General features: G+C 58.8%; 15 protein-coding genes and 1 pseudogene. 6 read left to right on the top strand and 10 right to left on the bottom strand.

All coding sequences use genetic code 11. The annotated features are described in order from the left end of the window. Positions 1 to 89: 89 nt before the first annotated feature. Complete coding sequence (smfY, locus tag ACYF6X_RS06770; RefSeq protein WP_063990104.1) at positions 90 to 1,562, bottom strand: multidrug efflux MFS transporter SmfY; 1,473 nt, start codon at positions 1,560 to 1,562, stop codon at positions 90 to 92. A 126-nt stretch (positions 1,563 to 1,688) separates the two neighbouring features. Here smfY and ACYF6X_RS06775 point away from each other — a divergent pair, with 126 nt between their 5' ends. Further along, positions 1,689 to 2,252 (top strand): TetR/AcrR family transcriptional regulator, encoded by a 564-nt coding sequence (locus ACYF6X_RS06775; protein ID WP_063990103.1) that lies wholly within the window; start codon positions 1,689 to 1,691, stop codon positions 2,250 to 2,252. Between the two features lie 137 nt (positions 2,253 to 2,389). Here ACYF6X_RS06775 and ACYF6X_RS06780 read toward each other — a convergent pair whose 3' ends face one another. From ACYF6X_RS06780 to ACYF6X_RS06800, 5 genes are all read right to left on the bottom strand, one after another. Then, positions 2,390 to 3,397: a substrate-binding domain-containing protein gene (locus ACYF6X_RS06780; protein WP_063990102.1), complete on the bottom strand. Its 1,008-nt coding sequence runs from the start codon at positions 3,395 to 3,397 to the stop codon at positions 2,390 to 2,392. Positions 3,398 to 3,430: 33 nt separating this feature from the next. Then, positions 3,431 to 4,408, bottom strand: a complete 978-nt coding sequence (locus tag ACYF6X_RS06785; RefSeq protein ID WP_016927501.1) for an ABC transporter permease — start codon at positions 4,406 to 4,408, stop codon at positions 3,431 to 3,433. A gap of 76 nt (positions 4,409 to 4,484) precedes the next feature. Then, entirely contained in the window at positions 4,485 to 5,990 is a 1,506-nt protein-coding gene (locus ACYF6X_RS06790) for a sugar ABC transporter ATP-binding protein (RefSeq protein WP_460925348.1), read from the bottom strand. Further along, a complete protein-coding gene (gene xylB / locus ACYF6X_RS06795) occupies positions 5,987 to 7,504 on the bottom strand; it encodes a xylulokinase (protein WP_063990100.1) in 1,518 nt (505 codons plus the stop codon). Before xylB ends, ACYF6X_RS06790 begins: the two co-directional genes overlap by 4 nt. 4 nt (positions 7,505 to 7,508) lie before the next feature. Beyond that, complete coding sequence (locus ACYF6X_RS06800) at positions 7,509 to 8,543, bottom strand: NAD(P)-dependent alcohol dehydrogenase (RefSeq protein WP_130018081.1); 1,035 nt, start codon at positions 8,541 to 8,543, stop codon at positions 7,509 to 7,511. A 228-nt stretch (positions 8,544 to 8,771) separates the two neighbouring features. Between ACYF6X_RS06800 and ACYF6X_RS06805 the strand changes: the two genes are divergently transcribed. Together ACYF6X_RS06805 and ACYF6X_RS06810 are read left to right on the top strand one after the other, a co-directional pair. Further along, complete coding sequence (locus tag ACYF6X_RS06805) at positions 8,772 to 9,326, top strand: D-lyxose/D-mannose family sugar isomerase (protein WP_063990098.1); 555 nt, start codon at positions 8,772 to 8,774, stop codon at positions 9,324 to 9,326. 70 nt (positions 9,327 to 9,396) lie between these two features. Beyond that, positions 9,397 to 10,398 carry a LacI family DNA-binding transcriptional regulator gene (locus ACYF6X_RS06810; RefSeq protein ID WP_063990097.1) on the top strand — a complete coding sequence of 334 codons (1,002 nt, stop codon included), beginning with the start codon at positions 9,397 to 9,399 and terminating at the stop codon, positions 10,396 to 10,398. A gap of 24 nt (positions 10,399 to 10,422) precedes the next feature. Here the strand turns inward: ACYF6X_RS06810 and ACYF6X_RS06815 are convergent, their stop codons facing one another. Beyond that, positions 10,423 to 11,379, bottom strand: a complete 957-nt coding sequence (locus ACYF6X_RS06815; protein WP_063990096.1) for a DMT family transporter — start codon at positions 11,377 to 11,379, stop codon at positions 10,423 to 10,425. Between the two features lie 91 nt (positions 11,380 to 11,470). Here ACYF6X_RS06815 and ACYF6X_RS06820 point away from each other — a divergent pair, with 91 nt between their 5' ends. Then, a complete protein-coding gene (locus ACYF6X_RS06820; RefSeq protein WP_130018080.1) occupies positions 11,471 to 12,337 on the top strand; it encodes a LysR substrate-binding domain-containing protein in 867 nt (288 codons plus the stop codon). Between the two features lie 12 nt (positions 12,338 to 12,349). Here ACYF6X_RS06820 and ACYF6X_RS06825 read toward each other — a convergent pair whose 3' ends face one another. Next, positions 12,350 to 12,616: an amidohydrolase family protein gene (locus tag ACYF6X_RS06825; protein WP_074181217.1), complete on the bottom strand. Its 267-nt coding sequence runs from the start codon at positions 12,614 to 12,616 to the stop codon at positions 12,350 to 12,352. Here ACYF6X_RS06825 and ACYF6X_RS06830 point away from each other — a divergent pair. Together ACYF6X_RS06830 and ACYF6X_RS06835 are read left to right on the top strand one after the other, a co-directional pair. Beyond that, positions 12,507 to 12,836: pseudogene (locus ACYF6X_RS06830) on the top strand (substrate-binding domain-containing protein); the annotation flags it as partial. The gene ACYF6X_RS06825 and the pseudogene ACYF6X_RS06830 sit on opposite strands and share 110 nt — an antisense overlap. Before the next feature lie 170 nt (positions 12,837 to 13,006). Then, positions 13,007 to 14,893 carry a hypothetical protein gene (locus ACYF6X_RS06835; protein ID WP_080473401.1) on the top strand — a complete coding sequence of 629 codons (1,887 nt, stop codon included), beginning with the start codon at positions 13,007 to 13,009 and terminating at the stop codon, positions 14,891 to 14,893. 208 nt (positions 14,894 to 15,101) lie between these two features. Here the strand turns inward: ACYF6X_RS06835 and ACYF6X_RS06840 are convergent, their stop codons facing one another. Further along, positions 15,102 to 16,052 carry an amidohydrolase family protein gene (locus tag ACYF6X_RS06840; RefSeq protein WP_130018079.1) on the bottom strand — a complete coding sequence of 317 codons (951 nt, stop codon included), beginning with the start codon at positions 16,050 to 16,052 and terminating at the stop codon, positions 15,102 to 15,104. A 172-nt stretch (positions 16,053 to 16,224) separates the two neighbouring features. Then, complete coding sequence (locus ACYF6X_RS06845; protein ID WP_063990055.1) at positions 16,225 to 16,521, bottom strand: YciI family protein; 297 nt, start codon at positions 16,519 to 16,521, stop codon at positions 16,225 to 16,227. Between the last annotated feature and the right edge of the window lie 154 nt (positions 16,522 to 16,675).

The following is a 16,675-nucleotide window of genomic DNA, read 5'->3' on the forward strand; positions in this document are numbered from 1 at the left end:
TCGCTCAAACCGATGACGATAAATCCGTCGAGCAAATTGCCGAATCAGTTTACGCAGGTTCCGCAGGCGAAAAAAGCCGCTTTTATCGGTTACTTGCGCAGCGCCAGTTTTACCGCGCCGGCGCCCAGCGCCATTAACAGCGCGGCGGCGATCAGCACCGTAATAAAGGCGCGATCAAAGGCCAAGCGCGCCAGCTGTGTCAGCTGCTGCGCGCGATCGGCCGCCAGCCCGGCCGCCAGCCGCAAAGCTTCGTCGATGCTGTCGTAGGCCAAATCGCTGACCGGCAACTCCGCCGGCAGCGCCAGGCTGTGGCTGTAAACCGCGGTCATCAACCCGCCGAGCAACGTCACGCCCAGCACGCCGCCCAGCTCGTAGGAGACGTCTTCGATAGATGCCGCCATGCCGGATTTCTCTTCCGGCGCGTTCAGCATGATGGCGGTGGAGGCGGCGGTGATCACGCCGCCGAGGCCAAAGCCCACCAGCGCCAGGCTGACCAATTGCGGCGCCATGCCGCTCTGGTACCACGCGGCAAGACCGGCGATGCCGAGGGTAGTCAGGACAAAGCCGCCGAGGATGATGCTGCGTTCGCCGTAGCGCGGCAACAGCAGGCCGGCTACGGGCCCCGCCAGCGCCGAGGCCAGCGGGATCGGCAAAATAAACAGCGCCGCCTGCAGCGGGCTGAGGCCGAGCACCAGCTGCAGGCGTTGGCTGAGCACCAGCTCGACGCCGATCAGCGCCACCATCGACAGCAACGCCACGCCGATGCCGCCCGCGAACAACCGGTTGCGGAACAGGGAGAAATCGATCATCGGGTGGGCGCTGCGCTGCTGACGACGCACGAACAGCACCAGGAACAACACGCCGATCGTGGCCGCCACGAGGAGGGCGATCGCATCAGGCGTTGGCTTGCTCAGCTCCTTCAGCGCATAGATAGCGCCGACCAGGCCAATCATGATCTGCACCGAGCCGACGATGTCCGAAGGGCGCGGGTTATCGCCACCGCAGCGCGGGATCAGTTTCCACGCCAGCGGCCAGACCAGCAGCACGACCGGCACATTGATCAGGAACACTGAACCCCACCAGAAATACTCCAGCAGCAGGCCGCCGACCACCGGGCCGATGGCCGCGCCGCCGGAGGCCACCGAGGCCCAGATGCCGATCGCCAGCGCGCGCTCGCGTTCGTCGGTAAAGACGTGGCGCACGATGGACAACGTGGCGGGCATCATCATCGCCGCGCCAACGGCGAGGAACACGCGGGCGGCGATCAGCCACTCGGCGGTGGGCGAGAACGCGGCGCACAGCGACGCGACGGCAAACACCGGTAGCCCGGCGAGAAACAGCCGTTTATGGCCGATGCGATCGCTCAGCATGCCGGCACCGGGCAGCAGGCCGGCCACCACCAGCGGATAGGCGTTGACGATCCAGAGTTTTTGCGAGGCGCTGGCGTCCAGCGCCTGGGTTAAGCGCGGCAGGGCGGTATATAACACCGTCATATCGATGACGATCAGGAACAGGGCGCTGGCGACCATCGTCAGGATCAACCAGCGGTTCTTGGCGTACATAATTCATATCCAGTTAACGTGGGCGGCGCGGAGGCGCCGCCATTCGGGTAAGCCACCGGCGACGCCGGGTGGTATACTGATGATAATATATATCCATACGTTCGTATTGAAAAGAAGGGTTTCTTAATGGGACGTCAACGCAGCATCGATCGCGACAAGGTTTTGGACACCGCCGAAGAGATCGTCGCCACCCAGGGTGCCGCCGGCTTGACCATCGACGCTGTCGCCAAAGCGATGGGGATCTCCAAGGGCGGGGTGCAGTATTGCTTCGGCAGCAAAGACGCGCTTATCGATGCCATGTTCGATCGCTGGGGCAGTGCCTACGAGGCGCTGTTCGCCGCTATCGCCGGCGACGATCCTTCGCCGCAGACCGCCGTGCGGGCGCATATGCTGGCCACCCACAGTTCGGATCAGACCGCCAGCGCCAAGGCCGCCGGGCTGATGGCGACGCTGATCCAAACGCCGGAGCATCTGGCGAGTACGCGCGAATGGTATCGCAGCCGCATCGCCGGTTTGGATTTGACGACGGAAGAAGGCAAGCGCGCGCGCCTGGCGTTTCTCGCCACCGAAGGCGCCTTTATGCTGCGTTACTTTGGTTTGATGGATATCAGCCAGGCGGAATGGGAAACGATGTTTACCGATATGCAGGCGTTGATTTTAACTGAGGGTGCCTATCGCACTGATAGCTAGCAAAGCCCGCAGTGAAAGGCGTATGTTTATCGAACAAGATATTCCCTCGAAGAACTTTTAAGCCAGCCACTCCGTGCTGGCTTTTTTTTGCAGGCAAGCGCCCAGGCAGGGCCCCCTGGAGCCAGGGGGCGGGGGGGTTATTTGCGGGCGTCCAACAGCGCTTGGGCGTTTTCTGCGGTAACGACGGTCCACGGAATGTAGTAATGCTTCTGCGTGCCACCCTCCCATTTCAGATCCTTGGCGTACTGCTTCCAGATGTCCGACTGTGGTTGATAGCTTTCACCTTTCACGGCGCGCAGCGCGACGTCAATGGAACCCTGCATCTGGCCTTTGGCATCTTGCAGAATAGAGACCATTTCACCGGCCTGTACCGCATGAATCGCGTCGGAAACGCCGTCAACGCCGGCAATTGCGAAGTCCTTCACATTCAGGCCGGCGCCTTTAATTGCCTCGATAGCGCCCAGCGCCATCTCGTCGTTTTGGCCAATCACGCCGTTGATTTTACCCCGGTGTTTCTGCAGCCAGTTTTCCATCAACGGCTGCGCTTCCGCGCGTGACCAGTTGGCCGTTTTGCGCTCAAGTACCGTGACCTGGCCGGCGCCGCACTCGGCAATCGCTTTATCGTTACCCTTGCCGCGCTGGATCTCGCCGCTGCCGCCTTTCGGGCCTTCGATAATCACTACGTTCACCTTCTGGTTCTTGCAGTCGAGTTTGTCCAGTACGGCTTTGGCTTCCAGATACCCCCCCAACTCGTCATTAGACACCACTTCAGACGTCATCGCGTCCGTGTTCAGGCGCGCGTTGGTGACCACCACCGGGATTTTGGCTTCGTTGGCATTAGTGACGATATCGATATTGGCTTCAAAATCCATAGGGTTGACGATAATGGCATCGGCGCGCGTTTGGATAGCGGTGGCGGCCTGATCGTTTTGCACCGATGCATCATAACGCCCATCGTAGAACGTCAGCACGGCTTCGCCGCTTTTCACCGCCGGGTGTTCCTTCCCGAACCTTTCCATCAATTGCACGAACTCGGCTTTGTTGCCGTACATCAATACCGCGATTTTAACCGGGGCGGCCTGAGCAGCCGACAGGCTGCCCAGCATCAGGGCAGAGGCAAACAACGCTATCTTGGTCTTATTCATGGTTTTCTCCTGGTAGAGTTGGGTCTGATGTTATTAATCGCGCTGTTGCTTACGCGAGGGGTCGAGCAAGACGGCAAGGACGATCAATGCGCCTTTGATAATTTGTTGGTAATACGATTGCACGCCGAGCAGATCGAGGCCGTTATTCATCACCCCGATAATCAGCACGCCGAAGAAGGTGCCGACCAGCGTACCGACGCCGCCGGCCATGCTGGTGCCGCCGATCACTACCGCCGCGATGGCGTCCAGCTCATACCCTGCGCCGGCGTTGGTCTGCGCCGAACCGGTGCGCGCCGTGAGGATCAGGCCGGCGATACCGGCCAGCGCGCCGCACAGCGTATACACCAGTATTTTGATGCGGGTCACGTTAATCCCCGAGGTGCGCGCGCTTTTCGGGTTGCCGCCGACGGCGTAGATGTAGCGCCCGAAGAGGGTTTTATTCAGCACGAGCCAGGCGAGGGCGAACAGCACGATGAAGATGATGACGGGCACAGGAACGCCGCCGACATAGCCATTGCCTAACCAGCGGAAATCGCTGTTCAATTGCGATACCGGATTGCCGTTGGTGGTCAACATGGTTAAACCGCGCGCCGCGGAGAGCATGCCCATGGTGACGATAAACGGCTGCAGCCGGTAGCGCGCCAACACGGTGCCGTTCACCAGGCCGCAAACGATGCCGATACCCAGCGCCACAATCAGCGGCGCCATGACGGCGGTCGCGGTGTCGCCGATAGCCAATCCGCTGTTGTTGGTGGCGAAGCGGGCGGCGACGATCCCGCTTAAGGCCAGCACCGAGCCCACGGAGAGATCGACACCGGCCGTAATGATGACAAAGGTCATGCCGATGGCCAGAATGCCGTTGATCGAGACTTGGCGCAGGACGATCAGGGTGTTTTCATTGCTGAGAAAATAGTTGCTGCTCCAGGCCCCCTGAGCGACCTGATATTCGCCAATCAGCGCCACGATCAGGCACAGTGCGAAAAAGGCGATGATAATGCCGTATTTGTGCATACGGCGCTTATTGCGGGTGAAAAATGAAATTCCTGGTGATAAGGAGTGGGCGCTGCTCATTTTTTTTCTCTCTCTGTTAAACCGCAAGTTTCATCAGTGCTGCCTGGGTCGCATCGGCTGCCGAAAGCTCGCCGGCCAACTGCCCGTCACGAAACACCAATATGCGATCGCTCATGCCGATAATTTCCGAAAGCTCGGAGGAAACCATAATGATCCCTTTGTTTTGCAGGGCGAACTCCGACATAAATCGATAGATCTCTTTCTTGGCCCCGACGTCGATACCGCGCGTCGGCTCGTCGAGCAGCAAAACCTCCGGATCCAGCAGCGCCCAACGGCCCAGCACGACCTTTTGCTGGTTGCCGCCGCTCAGGTTGCCCACGGGCTGTTCGCCATCGTGGGTTTTAACGTTGAAGCGCTGGATCATGTCGCGGGTTCGCGCCTGCTCCCGTTTCTCGCTGACAAACCCCATCCGGCTGATGGTGGCAAAAGAGGCGATATTGATGTTTTCACTGACGGAGCGGCACAGCACCAGAGCGGTTTCCTTGCGATCTTCCGTCACGTAGGCAATACCGCTGTCGATGGCCTTGCGCGGAGAATGGCGGTTCAGCGTCTTGTCGCCCACGCGGATCGTGCCGCTGTCGGCATGCTGAACGCCGAAGATAAGATCGAGAAACTCGCTGCGGCCCGATCCCACCAGCCCATAGATGCCCAGGATCTCACCGTGCTTCAGTTGCAGGCTGATATCTTTTATCTTGCTGCGCCAACACAGGTTGTTGATCTCCAGCAAGATCTCTTCGCCGGGCTGATTGAATTTGGCGAACTCGCTGTCGTACTCGCCGCCAATAATGTGTTCGATCAGCTGTTCACGAGTAATGTCGGCGATATAACCTTCATGGATATAGGCGCCGTCGCGGAAGATGGTGTAGCTGTCCGCGATTTGGAATATCTCTGACAAACGGTGGGAGACATAGATAATGCCTTTACCTTTCGCCGCCAGTTGCTGAAGCGTCTGAAAGATTTTTTGCGCATCCTCTTCGCCAATCGCCGAGGTGGGTTCATCCATGATGATGATGTCGGCATTGGCATGCGACAGCGCCTTGGCGATCTCGACCAGCTGTTGCTCGGCGACGCTCAGGTTGCGCATTTTTTCTCGTGCGTCGATCTTGAAATCAAGTTCTTTGAGCAGGCGGGTCGTGCGCTGGTTGAGCGTTGTGAAGTCGACGAATCCCAGGCGTCGCGGCTCACGGCCCAGCCAAATGTTTTCGGCCACCGTCAAATCCGGGATCGCGCTCAGTTCCTGCTGCACGATGGCGATGCCGGCATTGAGGGCTTCCCGAGGATGATGAAATTCGCAGCGTTGGCCATTGATAAAAATGTCGCCGCCATCGGGTTGAATAAAACCCATCAGAATGCTGAGAAAGGTGGATTTACCCGCGCCGTTGCCGCCGCACAGGGCATGAATGGATCCACGCCGCAGGCAAAACTCCGCATTCTTCAGCGCCACGACCGGGCCAAAGGCTTTCCTGACGCCGCTGACCTCCAGCAGATAGGCGGGCGCTGGCGTATGGGGATCTCGCGTCACAGTTGCACCTCCGGGTAGGTCTGCTGCAAGCGTTGCAGGTAACGTTGATAAAGCGTTTCGTATTGCGCCTGTCTGTCGGCGTTTGGCCGTGTGCGCGTGGCTTCATCCAGCGCAACAAAGCGTTGGCACAGTTCGGCCAGCAGCGCGCCGGCGTTCCGGCGCGGATCGTCGGCCAACATCGTCGCCCACATCGCCTGAACGGCGCCGCCCAGCGCGGCGGTCTCTTTGGCTTTCAGACAGACCACCGGGCACCCCATTACGTCCGCGACGATGTGTCGCCAGGCGGTGCTGCGGGCGCCGCCGCCGGTGAGGCGGATCTCGCGCGCTTCGATGCCCTGACGGCGAAACAGCTCGATGCCGTAGCGCAGGCCGTAGGTGGCGCTTTCGACCACCGCCAGGCAGAGATTGGCGCGGGTAAAGTTGTCGCTATCGAGGTTATGCAGGCTGGCGCGCGCGTGGGGCAATGGCGGAACGCGTTCGCCGTTGAAGAACGGCAGCATCTCAACACCGCCTGCGCCGGGCGAAGCCTGTGCCAATAAACCGTTAAAGCCGGCAAGGTCTTCGTCCAGCAGCGTTTGTACCGCAGTGGTGGCCGAGGTGACATTCATGGTGCAAATCAATGGCAGCCACCCGTTGGTGCTGGAGCAGAAGCCGGCAATCATGTCCGATTCCGCCGTGACGGGGGCGGCGGACCAGGCGAATAGCGTGCCGGAGGTGCCCAGGCTCAGGGTGAGGGTGCCGGCCTCGATGTTGCCGGAACCGATGGCCGCCATCATGTTGTCGCCGCCGCCGGTCGAGACCCGAACTGCCGGGCCGAGGCCGAGCTTCTCTGCGGCAGCGGGGCGCACCGTGCCGATGCAGCAGTCCGCGCTTTTGAGCGGCGGCAGGGCATGCCACAGGCGGCCGCTGTCGTCGATGAGATCGACGGCGGTTTTGCTCCAGCGACGGGTGCGCACATCGAACAACCCGGTGCCGGAAGCGTCGCCATACTCCGCTACGCGCTCCCCGGTCAGCCAGAAGTTCAAGTAGTCATGGGGCAACAACACGGTATGCAGTTGTGCCCACAACGCCGGATGGTGCGTCTTGAACCAAAGGATTTTTGACGCGGTATAACCGGTGGCGATCCGCAGGCCGAGTGTTTCCAGCGAGCCGTTGGCCCCGCCGAGCTGTTGCAGGAGCCGTTCGTTTTCCTCTGCGGTTTCGGTATCGCACCACAGCTTGACGCTGTGCAGCACGTTGCCGTCTGCGTCCAGCGGTACAAACCCATGTTGTTGGCCAGAGACCCCCAGAGCATGAATCTCCCGTGCATCAACGCCGGCGTTAGTCACGGCTTGGCGAAAAGCGATGACTAACGCCTCTATCCACCAGTCGGCCTCTTGTTCGCGCCGGCCATTGGCTTGGCTGATGAGGCGGTGAGGGGCATTGCCCTCACCGAGGATCACGCCCTGTGCGCTGTCGACAATCACGACTTTCGTGCCTTGCGTACCGCAGTCTATGCCAGCATAGAGCGCCATAGGATCACTCCATTTCCAGCATGATTTTGATGTCTGAGGCATGTCCCGCCGCCGCGCGCTCGAAGGCGGCTACACTGTCGGAGAACTTGTAGGTTTGGCTTATCAATGGCTGGACGCGCAACTTGCCGCTGCTCAACAGCCGCAGCGTGCGCGGGTACATGTTGGCGTAGCGGAAAATGGTCTTGAAGGTGATTTCCTTGGCCTGTGCGGCGACGATATCCAGCGGCGCAGCATCTATCGGCATGCCGACCAGCACGGCGGTCGCCCCTGGCGCCGCATGTTCGGCCAGCGTTGCAATAGCCGGTTTTGCGCCGCTGCATTCAAACACGACATCGGCGCCATTGCCGCTGGTGAGCGCAGCCACTTTCCCCGCCAGGTCGCCGGTTTTGATATTGACGGCGTGCAGCCCCTCGTAACTGGCCGCCACGGCGAGTTTTTCGTCGAACAGATCGCAAATAATGACGTCCGAGCAGCCGCCCGCCAGCGCCGCGAGGGCGGTGACCACGCCGATCGGCCCGGCGCCGATCACCAGCGCGATATCGCCGGGTTTGATCCCGGCTTTGGTGGCCGCTTGCATGCCGATAGCTAAGGGTTCCACCATGGCGCCTTCAGCGAAACTGACGTTGTCCGGCAATTTGAACGTGAAGGCGGCAGGGTGGATGACGGTTTCGCGCAGGCAGCCGTGCACCGGCGGCGTTGCCCAGAAGCGAACGGCCGGGTCAAGGTTATAAATACCGGCGCGCGTCTGCGTCGAGTTGAGATCGGGAATGCCGGGCTCCATGCAAACGCGATCGCCGATGCTGAGGTGAGTGACGTTTTTACCTGTCGCGAGCACCACCCCGGAGGCCTCATGGCCGAGCACCATCGGAGCATTAACCACGAACGGGCCAATGCGTCCATGCTGATAATAGTGAACATCACTGCCGCAGATGCCCACGGAATGAATTTTTATCTGCACATCATCGGGCCCCAGCGTTTCGGCAAGCTGGACGTCCTCGATAGCGATTTCCCCCGCTTTGGCCAACACTAATGCTTTCATATTGCCTCCTGGTGAATCATTTTTATGGTAACGGTATCATTTCAATGCGGCGATAGTGAGCTAAAGCGGGTGGTTAAACTGTGATCGATGTTGGAATTACTCGACTGGAGTTAATTTTGCTGGTGGGTTGTTATTCAATATAGGGATGAAGATCACAAAATCGGCGGGGCAATGACGGTTTTAATATCAGCATGCTGATATCGATACCGTTACTTTGCAGGGGAAGTGATGAAAAAACAACAAGGTGCCATAGCCGCTACGCTGGAATATTTGCGCGAGGCGGACATTGTTTTGACCGAAGAAGAACAGCAACGCATTGAAATTGCGACATTTGGCCTGGCCGACTATCCCGTCTCAGGGCTGCAGCTGCTGACCTATGTCAACTCACCTCGGTATTGTGCGAAAGAGTTGGTGCTGTTTCCGGGGCAAACCTGCCCGGAACATTTGCATCCTCCTTTCGCCGGCACGCCCGGCAAGCAAGAGACGTTCCGCTGCCGCTGGGGCGAGGTGTTTCTGTTTGTCGATGATGAAAACCTGACGCTTAATGACGCCGGCGGCGAACCGGTATGCCGAGTACCAGAGGGGGCGGAGCCTTGGTATACCTGCAATCGCTATATCCTCCTGCGGCCTGGCGAACAATACACCATCGCGCCCAATACCCGGCACTGGTTTCAGGCTGGAAAGCGCGGGGCGGTGGTGTCCGAGTTCTCTTCCGAGAGCCGTGATGAGTTGGATATCTTTACCGATCCCCGGATTAACCGCCTGGCAGGCGTAAACCATTAGCGCCACGATGAAAGTTCTGTCATGATGTTGTTAATGGTACAAAATGATACTCTAAGCTAAGGAGCTGCATTTGGCAGTGGGTCGAGGACGGAAAGCGACGCTGGCTAGCGTGGCCGCACAGGCAAACGTCAGTAAAATCACCGCGTCGCGGGCATTTTCACAGCCGGACAAGGTTCATCCGGAAACGCTGCGCCGTATTCGGGAGACCGCTGCCGAACTCGGTTATGTGGTCAATGCCGCGGCGCGTAACCTGCGTGCGAAAAGCAGCAGAACCATCGGCATCGTCAACCCTGATATGGCCAACCCGTTCTTTGGCGGCCTGACACGCTTGATGACGCTTGAAGCGCAAAAAATGGGGTATGACACCCTGGTGTTCGACTCCTATGAGTCTCAGGAAAGCGAAGACAGAATCATCGACAAACTGATTGGCTACAACGTCGATGCGATCATTCTCTCGGTTATCTCCAACGATCATCTGTACCAGCCTTCCTATCTAAAACGGTTGGAAACATTGAATATCCCGGTGGTACTGATCGATCGGGAGCTGGATAATCGCCACTGCAGCGGGGTGTACATCGATAACCTGGACTGCGGCCTCCAGGCGGGGCGCTGGCTGCTGGAACAGAAAGCGCAGCGGGTGGTGGTGGTATCCGGGCCGGAGAACTCCAACGTGGCACGGGACAGGGTCACAGGGCTGCAGGCGGCACTGCAAGGGAAAGTGGCGTCGCTTGAAGTGCTGTATGCCGATTTCTTTATGGATGTCGCCTGGCAAGAGACGAGCCGATGGCTGGCCAATAACCGCGCGCCGGACTTTTTCGTCGGCTGCAATAACCAGATCTCTCTGGGCATTATCAAGGCCTGCATCGAACATCGGCTGCCGTTGATGCAGGACGTAGCGCTGTTCAGCATCGATGAGGTTTCGCATGCCGAGATCTACGGTTTTCATTTCCCCTGCGTGTCGCACGATTTGCAAGAGATCGCCTGGCAAGCGTTGAATCTGGCGATCCGTCGTATTGCCGACCCCGAGATCAAACCGGGCAAGGTGGTGGTGCGGGGAAAACTCGTCGCGTAACGGCGCCGCCGTTCGCCTTATCCGTCATTTTTCAGCGCGTTGCACTATTTTTGGCTCATTCCGCCCGGCGGGACGGATGAGCAGCCACAAACCGCTTCCTGCCGTCGCCGCGCCTAGCAGCATGGGCCAGGAAAGGGGTTCATTGAACATTAACCCCGCCCAGCAGAAGGTGACGAAGGGACTGAGAAACAGCAGGCTCGTCACGCGCAGCGCAGAAGTGAGCCGTAGACACAACCAGTACAGACCGTAACCGGCCAGCGTCGCCAGTAGCGCGGTCCAAAGCACGCCGCACACAAACCCCGTCGTTACCGTTGGCAGCAGCGGGCCTTCATTGCCGGCCAGCGCGGCGAAAGCCAGCGCGGAAACCGCGCTTTGTATCCCCAGCGTGGCCGGCAAACTCATTACGTGCGCCCGCGGCAGCCGTTCCTGCCACAGCGTTGCCAGCGCGAGCGATAGCATCCCCGCCAGCGGCAACAGGTAACTCCACAATGGGGCGTCTCCCCATGAGATGGCGCTGCCGGTCGCCAGCGTTACCCCGCTAACCCCCAAGGTTAAACCGGACCAAACGCGACCATCGGGCAGGCGGCGTTGCAACAACATGCTCAGCAGTGCCGTGCCGAGAGGGAGCAAATCGGCGATGAGTGCGGCCAACCCGGCCGGCACGCCATATTCGATGCCTTTGCTGACGCCGGTCAGGTAACCGGTCATGGCGAGCAACCCAATCCCGGCGTGAACAGCTATCGTCAGCGGAGATGCGCGCCTGATGGCGCTCAGACTAAACGGCAGCAACGCGAACGTGACCACCACGCAGCGCCAAAACGCCACCAGCAACACCGGCGCGTAATCAGCGGCGAAGCGGATGCCGACGAAGCCGGAGCTCCAGGCCACGATCAGCAGGACCTCGGCCACAGCCAGCCAGAGGGCGGCTTTGCCGTGATGTTTGCCGCAGTGGGAAGAGGGGCGAAATGATGGCAGGGACATGATGGTCACCTCCTTTCCGCCCGATGGTAGTGTGTGGCTATAATTTAATAAATCGAATAATTTTCGTTCAGTTGTTTAATGGAGTTAAATCATGCGACCGACATTGGATATCGATCTCTTGCGCACTTTTCATGCCATTGCACGTTTGGGGCAATTTCGCGCGGCGGCGGCATTTGTCAATCGCAGCCCCGCCGCCGTGAGCGTGCATATCCAGCGCCTGGAACAGGTGGTGGGTGGGCGCCTGCTGGAGCGTGACAATCAGTCCGTGGTGCTGACGCCGCTGGGAAGCAAGCTGCTGGCCTCGACGCTCGGGCTGCTGAGCGCTCATGACGATATTCTGCGGGAACTGCAGGGCGCGCCGCTAAGCGGCCATATCAAATTGGGATTGCCTGATGAGTACGCCTCTCATGTGATACGTCATATTTTGCCGCGGTTTGCCGACAGTTTTCCCGCGGTGGAGTTGGAGGTCTCTACCGCTGCCAGTCAGGCGCTGGTGGAACAAATTGGTCGTAATCGGCTGCATCTCGCGCTGGTGGTTCAACCCTCGGGGAGACACTGTCAGACACCGGTCGCGGTGACAGTACCCGTGTGGGCCGGAGGCCGTTCGCTGGCGCTGCAGGCTAACCGGCCGCTGCCGCTGGCGTTGCATGCCGCCGACTGCCCTTATCGCGAAGCGATGCTCGAGGCGTTGACGTCGGCGGGGCGACAATGGCGGGTCATTTTAAGCAGTCCCTCGGCCAGCGTGGTGGCCTCTTGCGTAGAGGCGGGGCTAGCCGTCACGTTGCTCGATCGGGCACGACTCTCTGGTGCGATGCGGATACTCGAAGCGTTGCCACCGGTCGCGCCGTATGAGGTGCAACTGCTGCGATCTTTCGCCGCCGACGGCGAGCCCGCGACGGCGATGCTGGAGAAAGTCATCGGCGAGTATTTTAAGGGCGGTGAACACATCGTGCAGTAAACGCGGCCAAACCTATGTGGGCCGCTTCACATCCTGCAGCCCAAACAGCGTAGCCGCATTGCGAGCCAAAATAGCGTTCACGTCTTCCTCCGGCAAACCCGCGCGCCGGATGTAGTCCAGCGTGGTTTGAAACAGTTCGCCCGGTTGGAACGGGAAATCGGTGCCGAACAGCAGTTTCTTAATGGACGTCGCCTGGCAAGAGACGAGCCGTTGGCTGGCCAATAACCGCGCCCCGGACTTTTTCGTTGGCTGCAATAACCAGATCTCCCTGGGCATCATCAAGGCCTGTATCGAACATCGGCTGCCGTTGATGCAGGACGTGTCGCTGTTCAGCATCGATGAGGTTTCGCATGCCGAGATCTACGGTTTTCATTTCCCCTGCGTGTCACACGATTTGCAAGAGATCGCCTGGTAAGCGTTGAATCTGGCGATCCGCCGTATTGCCGATCCCGAGATCAAGCCGGGCAAGGTGGTGTTGCGGGGAAAACTCGCCGCGTAACGGCATCTCTGCTTTTGTATGGGGGATAAAAGGAGCAGAAGGAGGCGTTACATCCAATAGGCCGGTATGTTCGGTGGGCAATAGAACAACACTCCCGCTATTGATGCAGGGTTCATTCGTTCATAGAGTTATATGGCTGTATATAAATACAGTAACTCTGTGAGGATAATATGATGAATACCTGCCCTGATATCGCTACGTTACGAAACACTCTTCCTGGCGCAGTCGGCGAATTGATCGCCGTGACCGCATACTACGGCGATTGGAATGCCGGCAATCGTCAACCCATCGGCGGCGGTATCTTCGTCGCCAAAGCACAATCGACACCGATGGATGATGGCGGGATGTTCATCCGCCCCAACGCTGCTTGGTTGTGGGTGCGCGTCTTGGATGTTGCTGGCACGGTGTCGCCTTATATGTTCGGCGCGAAAGGTGACGGTATTTCAGAGGATGCCGCTGCCATTCAAGCCGCTCACGATTATGCCAGTTCGCAGGCTGTATCCAGCGGTTCACGCGTATTGAAAAACGGGAATCTGCAGTTCGGGAGCGGGCAATTTAAATGTACGGAAACGCTGAAGCTGGATTTGAAAACCGTCGATTACGATTTCTCCGGCGCCTTGCTGGATTTTAGCGCCATGACACAGGGCAACGCCACCGACCGTAAAGTCGCGATTCAATGGCAAAACAACGCCGGTTATACCCAGGGCAATCTCAGCGTGAAAAATTTGCGTATGATTGGCCCTGGCGCCAATTCATTTGTCGATGGCATGACGTTTTCTACTTCGCTCTCGGCTAGCTATGGCCGCAATTCGCTGACCTTTATCGGCGGTGGGATCGAAGGTTTTGCCTATGGCATAACCGGCACTACCGATTTCTACTTCCTGCGTATGTATGGCTTTAGTTTCAATCACTGCGACATTTGCTATTACTTCCCCGACAATACTTCCAATTCCGGTGAAGAGATGAATTTCCACAGCTGTATTTTCGCTCAGAGCAATTGCGGTGTGAAACTACAGGGGGGCTACAGCTATTTCTTAAACTGTTCCTTTGATTACATTTACGGTAAGAACGGGCCGCAAGCCTCCTCCAGCCATGTCGGAAAGTATATGCATATCGAGGGTGGGCAACATATTTTCCGCGATTGTCACGTTGAGGGCTATGGCCCACAAAATTACATCCTGAACATTCCGGATGCTAAACGGTGCAAGGTCAACATTATCGGCGGTCTGTTTACCTTCAAAGCCGGCGGTAGCCCAACGGCCTATCCGACAACCTCTAACCCATTCTATGTGGGTGATTTGGCGCGAGTGGTATTTGATAAAGTCAATATCGGTCAGATGCAACAAGGTGGTGACACCAACGTCAGTGGTTGGATTGATGGCACGGGTTCTGTCTCTTTGCGTAATACGCAATTGCCTATCGCCTGGCCTTATCTGTTAACTCAGGTGCGAACCGATACCGCTGTGCAGGACAATTGGCTGGATGGCACGACGTATAGCAACGGTAGCGACAAATGGACTGAGGAAGTTTGGGTTCTGCCGCCGGGAGGCGTTAATACGGTACGCAAATCTCGCTACGGGTGGGGTACGACTAACAGCACCAATTTCAGCCTTATCCGCCAGGCCGATTTCGTTTCATTGGGGCGCAACGCGGCGGCTGGTAATGGTGTGTTCCAGGCGGTGCTGGGAACCGTCAGCCTGAAAGGCTATGGCAGCGTTATTCACCATGTTCGCGCCAACACTTACGCGGGTGATGGGCAACGCTGCCAGGTCAAAATCCTATGGGCGAAACTGCGCGAATATGGTCCGCAACAAGACGTTGAACCCCAAATTCTCAAGCAGCAAACCGGTCACGTTTACACCTATCAATTTAGCGGCAATGAATCTGATCTGAAGAGCGTTATCATCCCAGGCCAAATGCAGGGCTATCCTACGCAGCCTCCCGCCTTCGAGCGAGCGCCAGACTGGGCTACGCACGCTTTCTTGCTTATTGACGTCACCGAAATGAAAAGCAACTTTGACCTGCGCATTACGGATGTTTACCTGCGACAGGTCTGACGCAGTTTCCCAACATTGACCGGTTCACGACATGTCGCACATCCCGTTATTACGAGGGGTGTGCGACATTGAGGACGCAGCGTTTTGCGCGGCTGTCGCTGGCCTGCGTGAAGCGCAACGTGAAAGAACCGCATAAAACCCACTTGGGCTAGCCGAAATCCGGGGCCGGAATGGGGTCTCCTGCCTGTTACTGAATGAGGACGGATCTTCAGTCCGCGCCCAGCCCAAACAGCGCAGCCGCATTGCGATCCAAAATGGCGTTCACATCTTCCTCCGGCAAACCCGCGCGCCGGATGTAGTCCACCGTGGTTTGAAACAGTTCGCCCGGTTGGAACGGGAAATCGGTGCCGAACAGCAGCCGCTCAGTGCCGAAAGTCGCTGCCGCCGCTTGCAACGCGGGCACCTGATCGTGGCCTACCGTGTCGTACCACATGCGCAGGGCGGCGCGGCTTGGGGGTTCCGGCGTATTCGGCGCCTCCCACGCGACGGTTTGGTCGAGGCGTTCCAGCGTCATCGGTAGCAGGCCGCCCAGATGCGGCACAATGATTTTCATCTCCGGAAAGCGTTGGGGGATGCCGTTGAGGATAAAGTGCATGGCGGCGACCGTGTCTTCGATCGGCGCGCCGATCGACCAGGTCAAGGCGTAATCGGCGATGAGCGGCGAGTGCGCGCCGCGGCCGGCGGGATGAATGGCCAACACGCTGTGGCGGCGATTGAGTTCCTGATAGAGCGGCTCAAACAGCGGGTTGGCGATAGACAGCCCGAGCACTGAGGTGGTGATGCAGGCGCCCAGCATATTGAGCTGGGTAAGGGCCCTTTCAAGCTCGCGTAACGCAGCGTCGATATGCGGCAGCGGCAAGGAAGCGATAGCCCGAAAGCGGGTGGGATAACGCGTTACCAGTTCCGCATATTCATCATTGATCCGGCGCGCGGCATCAACGGCCGCCTGTTCGTCTTCCAGATGCGGCGACAGCGGCGTCGCCGACAGGATTTGCATGTCGATACCGGCGCTGTCCAGCAGGGCGAAGCGCGCGTTGAGTTCACGCTCGCTGCGGCCGGCGCCCAATTGCCGATAGGCGGCGACTTCGTGCACGCCATGCGCTTGCAAAAGATCCAGATACTCTGTGCTCCACAGGTGAGCGTGTACGTCGAGTCGCATCGGTCGATCTCCGGAGTTCGCGGCGATGCCGCAGGTTCAGGAGAGTATAGGCGGGCGACGCGGCAGCCCCTGGCGGGAGGGCATTTTTTCTACCGACGGGTTAGGATGAGAGCACGCATTGATCCGGGAACGGCGCGCGGACGGGCGTTCCCGGTATTGGGCGGGCTGGAGATCAGAACACCTGTTTGAACGGTTTCACCGTCACGTCGGCGTAGACGCCGGCGGCGATATAAGGATCCTGCTGCGCCCAGGCCTGAGCTTCCGCCAGCGACTCGAATTCGGCGATCACCGTCGAACCGGTAAAGCCGGCCGCGCCGGGATCGTTGCTGTCGATGGCCGGGTTAGGGCCGGCGACCACCAGGCGGCCGGCGTCGCGCAGCGCCTGCAGACGCGCCAGGTGTGCCGGGCGCACCGCCAGACGGTTTTCCAGCGAGTGGGGGACGTCTTGCGCGTAGATCAGATAAAGCATGTTTCACCTTTAAAATCATGGCAATAAAACGGTGCTACCAAGGTAACGCAAAAGGCGCAGCAGGGGAACGGTGCGCGGCGAATTTCCCGGCGGATTGGCGCTTATGCCTTGAAGCCGCTACTTTTTATTCGTATAGTGCGGCGCGCTTAAACTG

The organism is Serratia sp. ID 25-353 (assembly GCF_054792795.1).